The following is a 13,383-nucleotide window of genomic DNA, read 5'->3' on the forward strand; positions in this document are numbered from 1 at the left end:
GGGCGGAAAATCGACGCCGGACCCCGGGGATCCGGACAAAGCGTGACGACGAGCGTCGACGGGGAGCAGTGTCCGCTCTCGCCACAAGCCGATGGGTTATTGCGGGTGTCCGGCTTCGAGCCGAAGACGACATAACCGCCCGCCGATTTCTGCACCGCGATCATATGGGCGAAACTGTACTTCTTCTCGATGACGCCCGGACGCTGTGGCGCGACCTCGATCGCGGGCAGGAAGCCCTCGGTCGAGGCCAGCACATCGCTCGGGGTCAGGCTTGGCCCCCCTCGAGGTCGCGGCCGAGCAGGACCGCGATCTCGCTCTCGATCAAGACAGGATCGCCGTCGAGTTCGACCTCGTCGCCATAGGCCCGGGCGAGCGATGCCATCAGCGTGCCGCACATCGGCACCGGGCATCCGGGGAACATGCGCTGGACAGGGGCGGAGATGAACGAGCCCTGGTGCCCGACGATCCGGTCGCCCCGCGCCACCGCGCGCCGCTTGACGCCGAGCTGGACGGCGAGCGCCTCCTCCCAGCTGATGTCCGGCTTCATGACCGTGATGTCGCGCGGGGGATCGCGGTCGATCCCCGGCGCGTTCGGCATGCGCGAACTCAATCGTGGCTCGGCGCCTGGATCGACATGGGACTCTACATGATGAACGTCATGACACTCGCGCGGGCAAGAAGGCTTGAAACCTGCCCGCAGCAGGCCTGGGCGGAATACGCCAGGCCCGTGCGCGAGATCCTGAAATTGCCGGAGCATCACGTCCTCGTCTCGGGCATGGCGCTGGGATACGCCTCGCTCGACGCCCGCGAGAACAGCCTCGAGACCGAGCGCGCCTCGGCGGACGAGTTCGTCACACGGCACATCTGAGCCCGAGGCGTCCGATGGCGGTCAGCCGCTCGCCCCGGTACGATTCGCCGTGCGATAGGCGCCCGGGCTGACGGTCGCCCATTTCAGGAAGGCGCGATGAAAGGCGCTCGGCTCGCTGTAGCCGAGTTCGGTCGCGATCTCCGCGACCGTCATCTCCCCTCCCCGCAGCAGATCCCGCGCGAGCTTGTGGCGAAGATCGTCCCTGATCGCCGCGAAGCTCTGCCCTTCGAGCCGGAGCCGCCGGCGGAGCGTCGTGGGCGACAGCCCGAGGTGTTCTGCGAGGCCGTCGAAATCCGGCCAGTCCGTCGGCGGTGAGGCGCGCAAGGTGTCGAGCACGCGGCCCGTCAGCCCCTCGTCCTGCCGATAGCGCACGAGGATATTCGCCGGCGCCCCACGCAGAAACGCCCGCAGCGCCCGATCGGAGCGGATCAGCGGCAGCGGCAGAAGGCTCGCGTCGAAGATCAACCGGTGCGCGTCGGCGCCGAATCGGACCGGAGCCCCGAAGAACTGCCGGTAGTCGGCGCGGTTCCCCGGCGCGGGACAGGCGAAATCGATGCCGCGCAGCGGGATGCGCCGCCCGATGAGCCAGCAGGCGAGGCCCATCAGGATCAGCCAGTAGGTACGGTAGGCGAAGGCGGGCCGCGGAGCGCCGGCGTCGGTGAGCACGATGACCGCCTCGCCATTCCTGACCCGCAGCACGCCCCGCGGATCGTCGAGCACCACGTCGAGGAAGCGCAGCGCGCGCCGAAGCGCCCGTTCGAGCGGCCGGGCATGCAGCGCCGCGTGGCACATCAGCGCGAAACTGCCCGGCCGCATCGGGCGGGCGGCGAGACCGAAGAATTCGACCTCCGCGACCTCGGCCATCACCCGCCAGAGCCGGCCGTATTCCTCACTGGTGACCGGCCCTCGCGGCGGATCGGGCAGACCGGCCGCGACGAGCAGCGGCGCCGAGGCGAAGCCCCGTGCGCGCAGGCAGTCGAGCGCGTCCTCGACGAAGCCGGGCAGGATCGTGCGACGGTCCAAGGGGCGACCCCGGTCATGGCATTACCGATCATCGATTTGGACCTCCGATGTCATTGTTTGCAATGCCTCGGGCGTTAGACTGCCGCCAGCTTCCGAAGAACGCCGACCCTGGCGCCGGAGGCTGTCACCGACGCCGAAGCGCGCGGGATCGGGGCCAGCGACGTGCCATGACGAGAACGAACACGAGAAAGAACATGCGGATCGAGAACAGTATCTTCGTCATTACCGGCGCGGCTTCGGGTCTCGGCGCCGCCGTGGCGGAGATGGTCGTGGCGGGCGGCGGCGCGGCGCTGCTGATCGACATCGACGAGACGGCGGGGGCCGAAACCGCCGCGCGGCTCGGGCGGGGCGCGCGGTTCCACCGCGCCGATGTGACCAGCGAGGCGGATGGCCAGGCCGCCATCGCCGCCGCGACGGAGACCTTCGGCCGGATCGACGCGCTCGTCAACTGCGCCGGCGTCGCGCCCGGCGAAAAGATCCTCGGCCGCGAGGGTCCGCACCGGCTCGAAAGCTTCGCCCGCGCCGTCACGATTAATCTCGTCGGCACGTTCAACATGCTGCGCCTCGCCGCGGCCCGGATGGCGGGGCAGGAACCGGGAGACGGCGGCGAACGCGGCGTCATCGTCAACACCGCCTCGATCGCGGCGCAGGACGGGCAGATCGGCCAGGCCGCCTATGCCGCCTCGAAGGGCGGCGTCGCGGCGCTCACCCTGCCCGCCGCGCGCGAACTCGCCCGGCACGGCATCCGCGTCGTCACCATCGCGCCCGGCGTCTTCGAGACCCCGATGATGGCGGCGATGCCGGAGGACGTCCGCGCCGCGGTCGGCGCCTCGGTGCCGTTCCCGCCGCGCCTCGGCGAGCCGGCGGAATTCGCCTCGCTTGTCCGCGAGATCATCCGGAACCAGATGCTGAACGGCGAGGTGATCCGCCTCGACGGCGCCTTGCGCATGCCCCCGAAATGACGCGGCAGGAGGAACACCAGATGAGCCAGCACGACCCGATCGTGATCGTCGGCGCGGCCCGGACCCCGATGGGCGGGTTCCAGGGCGCGCTTTCGGCCGCCACCGCCGCCAATCTCGGCGCCGTCGCGATCCGGGCCGCGCTCGATGGCGCCGGGCTCGCCGCCGATACGGTGGACGAGGTGATCATGGGCTGCGTGCTGCCGGCGGGCCAGGGCCAGGCGCCGGCGCGTCAGGCGGCGCTCGAAGCCGGGCTCCCGGTCGGCGCCGGGGCCACCACCATCAACAAGATGTGCGGCTCGGGCATGAAGGCCGCGATGCTCGGCCACGACCTGCTCCGCGCCGGAAGCGCCGAGGTGATCGTCGCGGGCGGCATGGAATCGATGTCGAACGCCCCCTACCTGCTGCCGAAGATGCGCGGCGGCGCCCGGCTCGGCCATGACCGGGTGATCGACCACATGTTCCTCGACGGGCTGGAGGACGCCTATGACAAGGGCCGCCTGATGGGCACTTTCGCCGAGGATTGCGCGCAGAGCTACCAGTTCAGCCGCGAGGCGCAGGACGCCTATGCCATCGCCTCGCTCGAACGGGCCCAGAGCGCGATCGCCGAGGGAAGGTTCAAGCGCGAGATCGCCCCGGTGCGCCTGAACTCGCGCAAGGGCGAGACGCTCGTCGCGATCGACGAACAGCCGGGCAATGCGCGGATCGACCGGATTCCCCATCTGCGCCCGGCCTTCCGCGAGGACGGCACGGTGACGGCGGCGAATTCCTCCTCGATCTCCGACGGGGCGGCGGCGCTCGTCCTGATGCGCGCCTCGGAGGCGGAGGCACGCGGCCTGACGCCCCGGGCCGTCATCGCGGGCCACGCGACCCATGCCGACAAACCGGCGCTGTTTCCGACCGCGCCGATCGGCGCGATCCGCGGGCTTGCGAAGAAGACCGGCTGGGAGATCGGCGAGGTGGATCTCTTCGAGGTGAACGAGGCTTTCGCGGTGGTTGCGATGGCGGCGATGCGTGACCTCGGCCTGCCGCCTGAGAAGGTCAACGTGAACGGCGGCGCCTGCGCGCTCGGCCACCCGATCGGCGCTTCGGGCGCGCGGATCATGGTGACCCTGCTCGCCGCGCTCGAGGATCGCGGCCTGAGGCGCGGCATCGCATCGCTCTGCATCGGCGGCGGTGAGGCGACAGCGGTCGCGATCGAACGGCTCTGAGCGAAGGCCGCCGGGGTGCTTCGACGCGAGATGTCCCTAGCCGGACGGAAGCGCGTGCCGAAGCGTGTCACGATGCGCCTCGCGGATGCCGACGGTCAGCCAGATGGCGCGATCCATCGCCTCGTGCACCTCGTCCAGGGTCAGGTCGCCACCGCGCCACTGATCCATATGCGACGCCGCGACCGCCATCAGCACGACCACGATGCCGGCCGCGTCCTCCTCGGGGGTCTGGTGCATCGCGTCGCGGAACAGCGCGAACGTGCCGCCCTCGTTTCCCTTGCGCAGCTTGGTGATCTCCGGATCATGCGAGAGCCGGGTCTGCGTGCTCAGATCCCACATCCTGGGCGCCGGCCGATAGGCTTCGATGAAGCTCCGCGTCCCCATCCTCAGCCGCTCGGAATCGGTCGAACCGGAAGCGATCGCGGCGGCGACCTTCGCATGTGTCGCCTGGCGCCAGTGCACATAGACCTCGGCGAACAGCACCTCCTTCGAGCCGAAATACCGGTAAAGCGTCGCGAGCGATACATCCGCCGCGTCGACGATGTCGCGAATCTCGACATTCTCGGAGGCTTTCAGGACGAGATCGATGGCGGCGTCGATGATCCGCCGCCGCCGCTCCCGCTGCCTCGGCGTCATCTTCTCGGGATCGGGAAGGTCGCTCATCTCGCAGGTCCGCAGGCTTTCAGAATAGAAACTGAAATTTGTTTCTGCGGACATCCTTCGCCGAAGCCGCGTTGTCAAAGCTCCGTCGGCGACTCCCGCTCATCTGGCATGCTCTGGAGCACGTCCTCGTCAGCGTGCTCCGCGGTCCGCCGAGTGAGCGCCAGCCCGAGAGGGTGGTCAGGGGAGTTGAGCGGCCGCCATCGGCTGGATTAGGCCGCGATGCCCGGCAGCCACGGGGATCTTGTGGACATCTTCTGCCCGCCAAGGCTGGATTTCGCGCAGAAACACGGATGGGCGCTGAGCGCTGACGATCATCCGCTTCCTGACGGCTGGTGCCGTGACGGCCGCTTCCGCCGGAAACGATCTTCAGTGATTGTTCCGCGGGGGAGAAGCGCATGGCGCGGGGCACTGCCGGCCCCGCGACTGCTGATCGGCCAGCCCCTTCCAGAGCCTGAGCGAGGTGAGAGGACCGGGATCGGCGGCTTCCTGGCCTATCCCCCGTGGAAGACGAAGGACCGCATCGAGACCGAGCCGAGGTCGATGGCGTCGGTCATGAAGGTTAGCCGGTCGCCGGGGTCCGAGGCTCCGGCAATAGTCAGCGCCGGAAGGTAGTGATCGACCGTCGGATGGGCCATGGAAAGGAGCGAGCCCAGTTTGCTGGTATCGGCCAGCGCGGCGAAATCGCGATCCTCGAGACGGCTGGTGAAGAGCTGGTCGAATTCCAGCGCAAAATCCAGCGGTGCGCCGCCCGGACGCATGGAGCGCAGGTTGTGGACCACATTGCCCGAGCCGAGGATCAGCACGCCGCGGTCGCGCAGCTGCGACAGGGCGCGGCCGATCTCGAGCTGATGCGCCAGCCCACGCGACATGTCGATCGAGACCTGAAAGACCGGCACATTCGCCTCGGGGTAAAGGAAACGCAGCACCGCCCAGGCCCCGTGATCCAGACCCCAGGTATCGTCCTCGGCGGCGTGATGGCTGGCCAACAGACTGGCCACCTCACGCGCCAGTCCGGGATTGCCAGGGGCGGGATAGCTCATCTCGTAAAGCGGCCGCGGGAATCCGTGGAAGTCATGGATGGTCTTGGGCAGCGTCGAGACATCGACCAGCGTGGTGCCGCGCGTCATCCAATGGGCCGAGACGACCAGGATGGCAGCGGGCCGCGGCAGGCTTTGCCCCAGCGCGGTCCAGGCGCGGCTGTAGGCGGTGTCCCGCAGCGCGTTCATCGGGCTGCCGTGGCCCAGAAAGACCACCGGCATCCTGGCAGAGGGGCTCAGCCGGTCGCGCAGGCGTTCGAGATCGTGGATCGCACTCATCATCTGTCCTCTCGGGTGGAAGGGGCCGCCTCGGCGGAGGCGGCCAGATGGGGTCAGGTGGCAGGTCTCAGGCGGTCGCAGCCAGCGCGGCCGAGGGCTTCAGCGCCAGCGCTCCGCTGCCCAGAAGCGCGATGACGATCTGGACGATGGCCCAGAACAGCGGGAATTCCCAGCCGCCACCCTCGCCCGAGAACAGCCAGCCATTGCCGCCATGCACCCAGACCGCGCCCAGCAGGACCGGGACCAGCGCGAGCGCCACCGCCCGCGTGCCGATGCCCAGCACCAGCGCCAGACCGCCGGCCAGTTCCGCGAAGATGGTCAGATAGGCGACAAAGCCGGGCAGGCCGAGGCTTTCGAAATAGACGACGGTGCCGGGGACGGTGAAGACCAGCAGTTTCAGCAGGCCATGGGTGATGAACAGGGTGCCGCTGGAAACGCGCAGCAGCAGGGCGGCGATATCGGTGGTCGAGGTCATGTCGGGTTCCTTCTTCGGGTCGCCGTCTCGCTGCGGGACCATGTGATCACCCGAAGATAGAGCTTGACCGCTCGTCACAAAATGAAGTCATTACGGAATGACTATCCACAATTCATTCTCAATAGATCGACCATGGATCTGATCGACGCGCTGAAGGCCTTTGTCGCCACCGCCCAGACCGGCTCCTTCACCAGGGCGGCCGGACAGCTCGGCGTGTCGAACCGGCTGACCTCGAAATATGTGGCCGAGCTCGAGGCGCGGCTGGGGGTGCGGTTGTTGCAGCGGACCACGCGCAAGGTCGGGCTGACACCCGCGGGCGAGGACCTGCTGTCCCGCGCCCCGGCACTGCTCGATGATCTGGACGCGCTGATCGGCGAGGTCTCGGAAGGCTCGAAGGGATTTTCGGGGGTGATCCGGGTCTCGGCCTCGGTCACCTTCGGCGAGATCTGGGTGGCGGGGATGCTGGATCGCTTCTCGCGCCGCAACCCGGCCCTGACCTTCGACCTGCGGCTGAACGACCGGCATGTCGACCTTGCGACCGAGGGGATCGACCTGGCATTCCGTCTCGGCCGCGCCGAGACGCTGTCGCTGAAGGCGCGCAGGCTGGGCAGCTTCCGCTCGCTCGTCGTCGCCAGCCCCGACTATCTGGCGCGGCACGGCATTCCGCGGGTGCCGGCCGATCTGGCCCGGCATGATTGCATCATCGACACCAACCGCCGCGCACCCCGGCGATGGGAGCTGGGCGGCGACGCGGCACCTGCTGGCGTGACGGTGCAGGGGCGGTTTCTGGCGAACTCCGCCCGCGTGGCGGTCGAGCTGGCCTGCCAGGGGCAGGGGCTGGCCTTCGCCCCGCGCTTTGTCCTGCGCGACACGCTGGCGGCGGGCCAGCTGGTGCCGGTGCTTACGGACTATCCCGGCGAAGCGGTGCCCCTGAGCGCCGTCTATCTGGAGGGGCGTGTCCTGCCGCGCAAGATCCGCGCCCTGATCGACTTCGCCGCCGAGGATATCCGGGCAGCGGATCTCCTCTAGCCGCTGATGGCAGGCGGTCATGGCCAGTCCGCGAACGAAGTCACCGGCCGTCGGGCCGCCTGGCTGAGGTTGCGCGCATGGGTGCGATAGACCGAGGGCGCCATGCCGCTGTTGCGCTTGAAGAAGTGGCTGAACTCCGAGGCGTCGCCGAACCCAAGCGCGTGGGCGATCTGCTGGATCGAGCGGCCGGATTGCGTGAGCCAGGTGGCCGCCTCACGCATCTGCCGCTGATGGATCAACTGCAGCGGGCTGCGCCGCAGGTTGCGCTGGCAGATGCGGTGCAGGCGGTCATAGGTGACACCCAGATGATCCGCATAGCCGGCGACCTTCAGATGGCCGCGGAAATGCAGTTCGACCAGCCGGCGAAAGCCCTGCAACACCTGAAGCTCGCTGCCTCCGCCCTGCAGGGGCGGCTCGAAACTGCTCTGGCGCCAGATCTCGGCAAGGATCAGCCGCAGGCAGCACTGGACGATCATGCCCGAGCCGGGGCGCTCGACCGCGATTTCGTCATGGACCCGTTGTGCCAGGGCCGAGGCCGGGCTGTCCGGCAAGGGCTGGATGTCCTGCGCCACGACCATGCCACGCGCCAGGGGGGCCAGCAGTTGCGCCTCGGCGCTATCGCCCAATGTGGCGGTGAGAAAACCGGGAGACAGGCCCAAAAGCCAGCCCGAACTGCCCGCGACGAGGGTCAGGTTGCCGCCGCCGCCCGATGGCAGGGTCAGGGCGACGGGCGCCTCGACCTCGCGGTGAAGGCCGTCGAATTCGGCCAGAACCTCGCCGGTCTCGAGCAGCAGGATATGCAGGAACCGCTCAAAGGGCCCCTGCGCGGGACGCAGGACACGATCGCGCGGCGCCGCGGGCAAGGGCTGGGCACGCAGCAGCCGGGCAAGGCCAAGTTCGGCAGGGGTCGGGTCGGAGGCGTTCATGATTCGTCAGAAAATCACAAATCAATGCCAGAAAACAACATGTATCGACCCGAACCGCGGTCGTAGGGTGAATCCATGCCGCGGTGGAGGCGGTTTTCAGGGTCAGGGGCAGGTCAGCAGCATTGCCGGCCACTCCCAGCACCCGCTCGGAGGAGCACCATCATGGCCGGAGCCATCGCGATCAACGTCGACGGTCAGGGCGCGCGCCGCGCAGCCGACGCGGCGCTGTTCACGCGGCTGGACCCGGCGACCGGGCAACCGGCCTCGCAGGCCCCGGCCTGCCGACGGCGGGATGCGGTGGCCGCGGTCAACCGGGCCGCGCAGGCCTTTCCGGCCTGGTCGCAGACCACTCCGCGGGACCGCCGCGCCATCCNGATGCGGTGGCCGCGGTCAACCGGGCCGCGCAGGCCTTTCCGGCCTGGTCGCAGACCACTCCGCGGGACCGCCGCGCCATCCTGAACCGAGCCGCGGACCTGATCGAGTCCCATGCCGACGATATCCGCGCCGCCATGCAGGCCGAGATCGGCGCGACCGAGCTGTGGGTCCGCTTCAACCTGGATGTCGCCCGCCGGCATTTGCAGACCGCCGCCGATCTGGCGACCCAGATATCCGGCACCACCACGCGCGAGCCGGGTGGCATGTCGCTGGCGCTGCGCGTGCCGGTCGGGGTCTGCCTTGCCATGGCTCCCTGGAACGCGCCCTTCGTGCTAGGCATCCGGGCCATCGCCACGGCGCTGGCCTGCGGCAATACCGTCGTGCTGAAGGCCTCGGAAATCTGCCCGGCGACGCATCTGCTGATCGGGCGCCTTCTGACCGAGGCGGGGCTGCCCGAGGGCGTGCTGCGCATCGTCACCCACGCCCCCGAACAGGCCGAGGAGATCGTCGGCGCGCTGATCGGCCAGGAGGCGGTGCGGCGGGTGAACTTCACCGGCTCGACCCGGGTGGGGCGGGTCATCGCCGAACTGGCGGGGCGGCACCTGAAGCGCTGCCTGCTGGAACTGGGCGGCAAGGCGCCGCTCGTGGTGCTGGAGGATGCCGATCTGGACGCGGCGGCGGATGCGGCGGCCTTTGGCTCCTTTTTCAATCAGGGTCAGATCTGCATGGCGACGGACCGGGTGGTGGTGATGGGGAGCATCGCCGACGCCTTTGCCGAGCGCCTGACCGATCGCGCCCGCCGCCTGACCGCCGGCGATCCGCGCGACGGGACCGCGCCGCTCGGCCCGATCGTGACAGCTGCCGTGGCGCGGCGACTGGCCGCGCTGGTGCGGGACGCGGTCGAGAAGGGTGCGACCCTGCGGCTTGGCGGCCAGCCGCGCGGCGCCTTTCTGGATGCCACCATCGTCGATCACGTCACCCCCGGCATGGCGCTCTATGCCGAGGAATGCTTTGGCCCGGTGGCCAGCATCTGCCGCGCCGCCAGCGAGGCCGAGGCGCTGAGCATCGCCAATGACACGCCCTACGGCCTCTCGGCCGCCGTCTTCAGCCGCGACACGAGCCGGGCACTGGCTTTTGCTCGGGGGGTCAACAGCGGCATGTGCCACATCAACGCCCCGACGCTCAACGATCGCCCCGACATGCCGGTCGGCGGCGTCGGCGACAGCGGCTATGGCCGCTTTGGCGGGCAGGCCGCGCTGGACGAGTTCACCGAGCTGCGCTGGATCAGCCTGACCGAATCCCCCCGCGGCTATCCCTTTCTCGACGGCACGCGCTAGGCGCGACCCTTCCGTTCCCTGATTCTCAAGGAGATTGCCATGACCACCCAGCTTCTGATCGACGGCCAGTCCCGCGATGCCCGCGACGGCCGGAGTTTCACCCGCCGGGACCCGGTGACGGGCGCGGTGGCGACGACCGCCGCCGCCGCCTCGCCCGAGGACGCGCAGGCCGCCGTCGTCGCCGCGCAGGCCGCCTTTGGCGGCTGGTCGAAGACCGGTGCCCAGGAGCGCCGGGCGCTGCTGATGAAGGCGGCCGATGCGATGGAGGCGCGTCTGGCCGATTTCACCGCCGCCGCCATGGCCGAGACCGGCGCGACCGCGCCCTGGATCGGTTTCAACGTCAGCCTCGCCGCCGGCATCCTGCGCGAGGCCGCGGCCCAGGTCACGCAACCCGATGGCGAGATCATCCCCTCGAACAAGCCCGGCAACCTGTCGATGGCGGTGTCCCGCCCGCGCGGCGTCTGCCTCGGGATCGCACCCTGGAACGCCCCGGTCATCCTTGGCACCCGCGCCATCGCCATGCCGGTCGCGCTGGGAAACACGGCGGTGCTGAAATCCTCCGAGCTCTGCCCGGAAACACATCGTCTGATCGGACAGTGCTTTGTCGACGCGGGCATTCCGCCGGGCGTCGTCAACGTCATCTCGAACGCGCCCGAGGACGCGGCCACGATCGTCGAGACCCTGATCCGCGCGCCCGAGGTGCGGCATGTGAACTTCACCGGCTCCAGCAAGGTGGGGCGGATCATCGGACGACTGGCGGGCGAGAACCTCAAGCCCTCGCTCCTGGAACTGGGCGGCAAGGCGCCCTTCGTGGTGCTGGACGATGCCGATATCGACGCGGCGGTGAACGCGGCGATCTTCGGCTGCTACATGAATCAGGGCCAGATCTGCATGTCGACCGAACGCATGATCGTCGATGACAGCGTCGCCGACGAATTCGCCCGCAAATTCGCGGAACGCGCCGCCGCGCTGCCGGCCGGGGATCCGCGCGGCCATGTCGTGCTGGGCGCGCTGTGCCAGCCCGGCGCGGGCGAGAAGATGGACGAACTGATCGCCGATGCCACGGCAAAGGGCGGCAAGTTGCTGGCGGGCGGCACCCGTGACGGCGCGGTGGTCGCGGCGACCGTGATCGACCATGTGACACCCGCGATGCGCATCTATAACGAAGAAAGCTTCGGGCCGGTCAAGCCGATCATCCGGGTCCGGGGCGAAGACGAAGCGATCCGGGTCGCGAACGACAGCGAATACGGCCTGTCCGCCGCCGTCTTCAGCCGCGACGCCGCGCGCGCCATGTCGGTGGCCGAGCGCATCGAAAGCGGCATTTGCCACATCAACGGCCCCACTGTCGCGGACGAGCCGCAGGTGCCCTTCGGCGGGGTCAAATCCTCGGGCTATGGCCGTTTCGGTGGCAAGGCCGGGATCGCCGAATTCACCGAACTGCGCTGGGTCACGATCGAGGACCCCGCCCAGCATTACCCGTTCTGATCGCGCACAAGGGAGAGGAACCCATGTTTTCCAGACGAGTCTTCATCCAGGGCACGGCGGCGGTCTTTGGCGCACTGCTTCCGAGCATCGCGGCGTCGTCCGAGCAAGCGGCAAGCCAGACCACCATCGCCATCGACAGTGTCGAGACACCGCGCTTCGACGCCGCCGGCTATCAGCGGCATATCCGCCTGAGCGGCGGTCAGCTCGACCGTTTCAACAGGCTCAAGCGCCTGTTCGACGAGACCAGCGAGATCCGCCTGGACATCCATCTGGACGATACTGGCCGGGTGCTTCTGGAAACCGCGCTGAACGCGAGCGGCAAGCACGTCACCCTCGGCGGGGACGCGGGGCCGATGCGCTTCAGGCCGGCATGAGGAAGGTCGAGATGTATCTGAAACCCATTCTCGCCGCCGCCACCATCACGCTCGCCGGTACCGCCGCCCAGGCCCAACCGGACGCCCAGGCGCAACCGGACGCCCAGGCACAACAGGCGCGGCTGGATGACCGCGCCATGTTCGGCTCGGGGCAGGACGCCTTTGAAAAGACCTGCGCCCGGTGCCATACCGGCGTGGAAAGCCAGGTCGGGCCCGATCTGCTCAGCGGCGACTACGATCCCGACATCATCCGCTTCTTCGTCCGCAACGGGTTTGGCCCGATGCCGGCCTTTACCGAATCCATGATCGACAATGCCACCCTGGACGCTCTGGCGGACTACATCGTCCAGGGCAGCGAAGGAGACAGCCAATGAGCAGCGAACGCGAACTGCTTCATACCCCCGACGGCGTCACCCGCGACGATTTCGTCACCGCGATCGCGCGCTTCGAGGCGGTGGTCGGCCCGGACAATGTGCTGACCAGCGAGGAAAGGCTGACGCCCTATTACAAGACCATGATGCCGGTCGACGATCAGGACTATGCCATGTCGGCGGTGGTGCAACCGACCGCGACCGAGCAGGTTCAGGAAATCGTGCGCATCTGCAACGAGTTCAAGGTGCCGGTCTGGCCGACCTCGACCGGCCGGAACTTCGGCTATGGCACCTATGCGCAAGGCAGCGCCGGCGGCCACCGGCATCAGGTGGTCATCGACTTTCGCCACATGAACCGCATCCTTGAGGTCGACGCCGAACTGGGCACCGCCCTGCTGGAGCCGGGTGTGACCTATCAGCAGCTGGTCGACTACCTGGAGGAAAACAACATCCCGCTCTGGGTATCCTGCCCGGCACCTTCGGCCATCGCCTCACCCGTCGGCAACACCCTGGAGCGCGGCGTCGGCTATACGCCCTATGGCGAGCATTTCATGATGCAATGCGGAATGGAGGTCGTGCTGGCCAATGGCGAGGTCCTGCGCACCGCCATGGGCGGTGTCGAGGGCAGCAACAGCTGGCAGGTCTTCAAATGGGGATTCGGCCCCTATCTGGACGGGCTGTTCACCCAATCGAATTACGGCATCGTCACCAAGATGGGCCTGTGGCTGATGCCCAAGCCCCCTGCGTACAAGCCCTTCTACATCCGGTTTCAGGACGATGACGATATCGCCGAGATCGTGGATATGTTCCGTCCCCTGCGCATCGCGAATATCATTCCGAACGCCGTTGTCTTCGCCCATGTGTCAACGGCGGAGCAAAACCAGGCCGTTGGGCGGCGCAAAAGTAGGCCACTTGGCGCCGCAAGCGGGGAACGGCGGGAGGGCGTAGCCCGACTAGAGTTTCCCGCTTGC

The 13,383-nt window shown here is 68.4% G+C and carries 17 protein-coding genes; 10 read left to right on the plus strand and 7 right to left on the minus strand.

Translation table 11 applies throughout. The annotated features are described in order from the left end of the window. Together ACLJK8_RS20015 and ACLJK8_RS20020 are read right to left on the minus strand one after the other, a co-directional pair. Nucleotides 1-254: hypothetical protein (locus ACLJK8_RS20015; protein WP_413152131.1), on the minus strand; the 254-nt coding region annotated here is incomplete at its 3' end. An 11-nt stretch (nt 255-265) separates the two neighbouring features. Then, the gene (locus ACLJK8_RS20020; protein WP_413152132.1) at nt 266-598 is read right to left on the minus strand and encodes a hypothetical protein; all 333 of its coding nucleotides are present in this window, start codon (nt 596-598) and stop codon (nt 266-268) included. Between the two features lie 36 nt (nt 599-634). Between ACLJK8_RS20020 and ACLJK8_RS20025 the strand changes: the two genes are divergently transcribed. Further along, nucleotides 635-868: a nitroreductase family protein gene (locus tag ACLJK8_RS20025; protein ID WP_413152133.1), complete on the plus strand. Its 234-nt coding sequence runs from the start codon at nt 635-637 to the stop codon at nt 866-868. Nucleotides 869-889: 21 nt separating this feature from the next. On the opposite strand, the gene ACLJK8_RS20030 is transcribed toward ACLJK8_RS20025, so the two are convergent. Further along, the gene (locus tag ACLJK8_RS20030; protein WP_413152134.1) at nt 890-1,891 is read right to left on the minus strand and encodes an AraC family transcriptional regulator; all 1,002 of its coding nucleotides are present in this window, start codon (nt 1,889-1,891) and stop codon (nt 890-892) included. A 194-nt stretch (nt 1,892-2,085) separates the two neighbouring features. Here ACLJK8_RS20030 and ACLJK8_RS20035 point away from each other — a divergent pair, with 194 nt between their 5' ends. Further along, entirely contained in the window at nt 2,086-2,853 is a 768-nt protein-coding gene (locus tag ACLJK8_RS20035; protein ID WP_413152135.1) for an SDR family NAD(P)-dependent oxidoreductase, read from the plus strand. Nucleotides 2,854-2,873: 20 nt separating this feature from the next. Beyond that, entirely contained in the window at nt 2,874-4,061 is a 1,188-nt protein-coding gene (locus tag ACLJK8_RS20040; RefSeq protein WP_413152136.1) for an acetyl-CoA C-acyltransferase, read from the plus strand. 36 nt (nt 4,062-4,097) lie between these two features. On the opposite strand, the gene ACLJK8_RS20045 is transcribed toward ACLJK8_RS20040, so the two are convergent. From ACLJK8_RS20045 to ACLJK8_RS20055, 3 genes are all read right to left on the minus strand, one after another. Then, entirely contained in the window at nt 4,098-4,724 is a 627-nt protein-coding gene (locus ACLJK8_RS20045; RefSeq protein ID WP_413152137.1) for a TetR/AcrR family transcriptional regulator, read from the minus strand. Nucleotides 4,725-5,215: 491 nt separating this feature from the next. Next, nucleotides 5,216-6,040 carry a 4,5-DOPA dioxygenase extradiol gene (ygiD, locus tag ACLJK8_RS20050; RefSeq protein ID WP_413152147.1) on the minus strand — a complete coding sequence of 275 codons (825 nt, stop codon included), beginning with the start codon at nt 6,038-6,040 and terminating at the stop codon, nt 5,216-5,218. Between the two features lie 67 nt (nt 6,041-6,107). Continuing rightward, complete coding sequence (locus ACLJK8_RS20055) at nt 6,108-6,557, minus strand: DoxX family protein (protein WP_413152138.1); 450 nt, start codon at nt 6,555-6,557, stop codon at nt 6,108-6,110. A gap of 90 nt (nt 6,558-6,647) precedes the next feature. Between ACLJK8_RS20055 and ACLJK8_RS20060 the strand changes: the two genes are divergently transcribed. Further along, the gene (locus ACLJK8_RS20060) at nt 6,648-7,544 is read left to right on the plus strand and encodes a LysR substrate-binding domain-containing protein (RefSeq protein WP_413152139.1); all 897 of its coding nucleotides are present in this window, start codon (nt 6,648-6,650) and stop codon (nt 7,542-7,544) included. A gap of 17 nt (nt 7,545-7,561) precedes the next feature. Here the strand turns inward: ACLJK8_RS20060 and ACLJK8_RS20065 are convergent, their stop codons facing one another. Then, entirely contained in the window at nt 7,562-8,470 is a 909-nt protein-coding gene (locus ACLJK8_RS20065; RefSeq protein ID WP_413152140.1) for an AraC family transcriptional regulator, read from the minus strand. Between the two features lie 162 nt (nt 8,471-8,632). Here ACLJK8_RS20065 and ACLJK8_RS20070 point away from each other — a divergent pair, with 162 nt between their 5' ends. The 6 genes from ACLJK8_RS20070 to ACLJK8_RS20095 all read left to right on the plus strand — a co-directional run. Further along, on the plus strand, nt 8,633-8,929 hold the full coding sequence (locus ACLJK8_RS20070) for an aldehyde dehydrogenase family protein (protein ID WP_413152141.1): 297 nt from the start codon (nt 8,633-8,635) through the stop codon (nt 8,927-8,929). Beyond that, nucleotides 8,851-10,182, plus strand: a complete 1,332-nt coding sequence (locus ACLJK8_RS20075; protein ID WP_413152142.1) for an aldehyde dehydrogenase family protein — start codon at nt 8,851-8,853, stop codon at nt 10,180-10,182. The genes ACLJK8_RS20070 and ACLJK8_RS20075 overlap by 79 nt, the downstream gene beginning before the upstream one ends. 39 nt (nt 10,183-10,221) lie before the next feature. After that, on the plus strand, nt 10,222-11,667 hold the full coding sequence (locus ACLJK8_RS20080; protein ID WP_413152143.1) for an aldehyde dehydrogenase: 1,446 nt from the start codon (nt 10,222-10,224) through the stop codon (nt 11,665-11,667). Nucleotides 11,668-11,690: 23 nt separating this feature from the next. Further along, the gene (locus ACLJK8_RS20085) at nt 11,691-12,041 is read left to right on the plus strand and encodes a hypothetical protein (RefSeq protein ID WP_413152144.1); all 351 of its coding nucleotides are present in this window, start codon (nt 11,691-11,693) and stop codon (nt 12,039-12,041) included. Between the two features lie 11 nt (nt 12,042-12,052). Next, nucleotides 12,053-12,415: a c-type cytochrome gene (locus tag ACLJK8_RS20090; protein WP_413152145.1), complete on the plus strand. Its 363-nt coding sequence runs from the start codon at nt 12,053-12,055 to the stop codon at nt 12,413-12,415. Then, a partial coding sequence (locus ACLJK8_RS20095) for an FAD-binding oxidoreductase (protein ID WP_413152146.1) occupies nt 12,412-13,383 on the plus strand: 972 nt, incomplete at its 3' end. The genes ACLJK8_RS20090 and ACLJK8_RS20095, both read left to right, overlap by 4 nt.

Origin of the sequence: Amaricoccus sp. W119 (assembly GCF_047275745.1) — a bacterium.
Lineage (GTDB): Bacteria > Pseudomonadota > Alphaproteobacteria > Rhodobacterales > Rhodobacteraceae > Amaricoccus.

What these genes read in the sequence shown, in the direction of transcription:
- ACLJK8_RS20060 (WP_413152139.1), top strand. Translation starts at nt 6,648, where the DNA reads ATGGATCTGATCGACGCGCTGAAGGCCTTTGTCGCCACCGCCCAGACC.
- ACLJK8_RS20090 (WP_413152145.1), top strand. Translation starts at nt 12,053, where the DNA reads ATGTATCTGAAACCCATTCTCGCCGCCGCCACCATCACGCTCGCCGGT.
- ACLJK8_RS20035 (WP_413152135.1), top strand. Translation starts at nt 2,086, where the DNA reads ATGCGGATCGAGAACAGTATCTTCGTCATTACCGGCGCGGCTTCGGGT.
- ACLJK8_RS20055 (WP_413152138.1), bottom strand. Translation starts at nt 6,557, where the DNA reads ATGGTCCCGCAGCGAGACGGCGACCCGAAGAAGGAACCCGACATGACC.
- ACLJK8_RS20040 (WP_413152136.1), top strand. Translation starts at nt 2,874, where the DNA reads ATGAGCCAGCACGACCCGATCGTGATCGTCGGCGCGGCCCGGACCCCG.
- ACLJK8_RS20025 (WP_413152133.1), top strand. Translation starts at nt 635, where the DNA reads ATGGGACTCTACATGATGAACGTCATGACACTCGCGCGGGCAAGAAGG.
- ACLJK8_RS20085 (WP_413152144.1), top strand. Translation starts at nt 11,691, where the DNA reads ATGTTTTCCAGACGAGTCTTCATCCAGGGCACGGCGGCGGTCTTTGGC.
- ACLJK8_RS20020 (WP_413152132.1), bottom strand. Translation starts at nt 598, where the DNA reads ATGCCGAACGCGCCGGGGATCGACCGCGATCCCCCGCGCGACATCACG.
- ACLJK8_RS20080 (WP_413152143.1), top strand. Translation starts at nt 10,222, where the DNA reads ATGACCACCCAGCTTCTGATCGACGGCCAGTCCCGCGATGCCCGCGAC.
- ACLJK8_RS20065 (WP_413152140.1), bottom strand. Translation starts at nt 8,470, where the DNA reads ATGAACGCCTCCGACCCGACCCCTGCCGAACTTGGCCTTGCCCGGCTG.
- ACLJK8_RS20045 (WP_413152137.1), bottom strand. Translation starts at nt 4,724, where the DNA reads ATGAGCGACCTTCCCGATCCCGAGAAGATGACGCCGAGGCAGCGGGAG.
- ygiD (WP_413152147.1), bottom strand. Translation starts at nt 6,040, where the DNA reads ATGAGTGCGATCCACGATCTCGAACGCCTGCGCGACCGGCTGAGCCCC.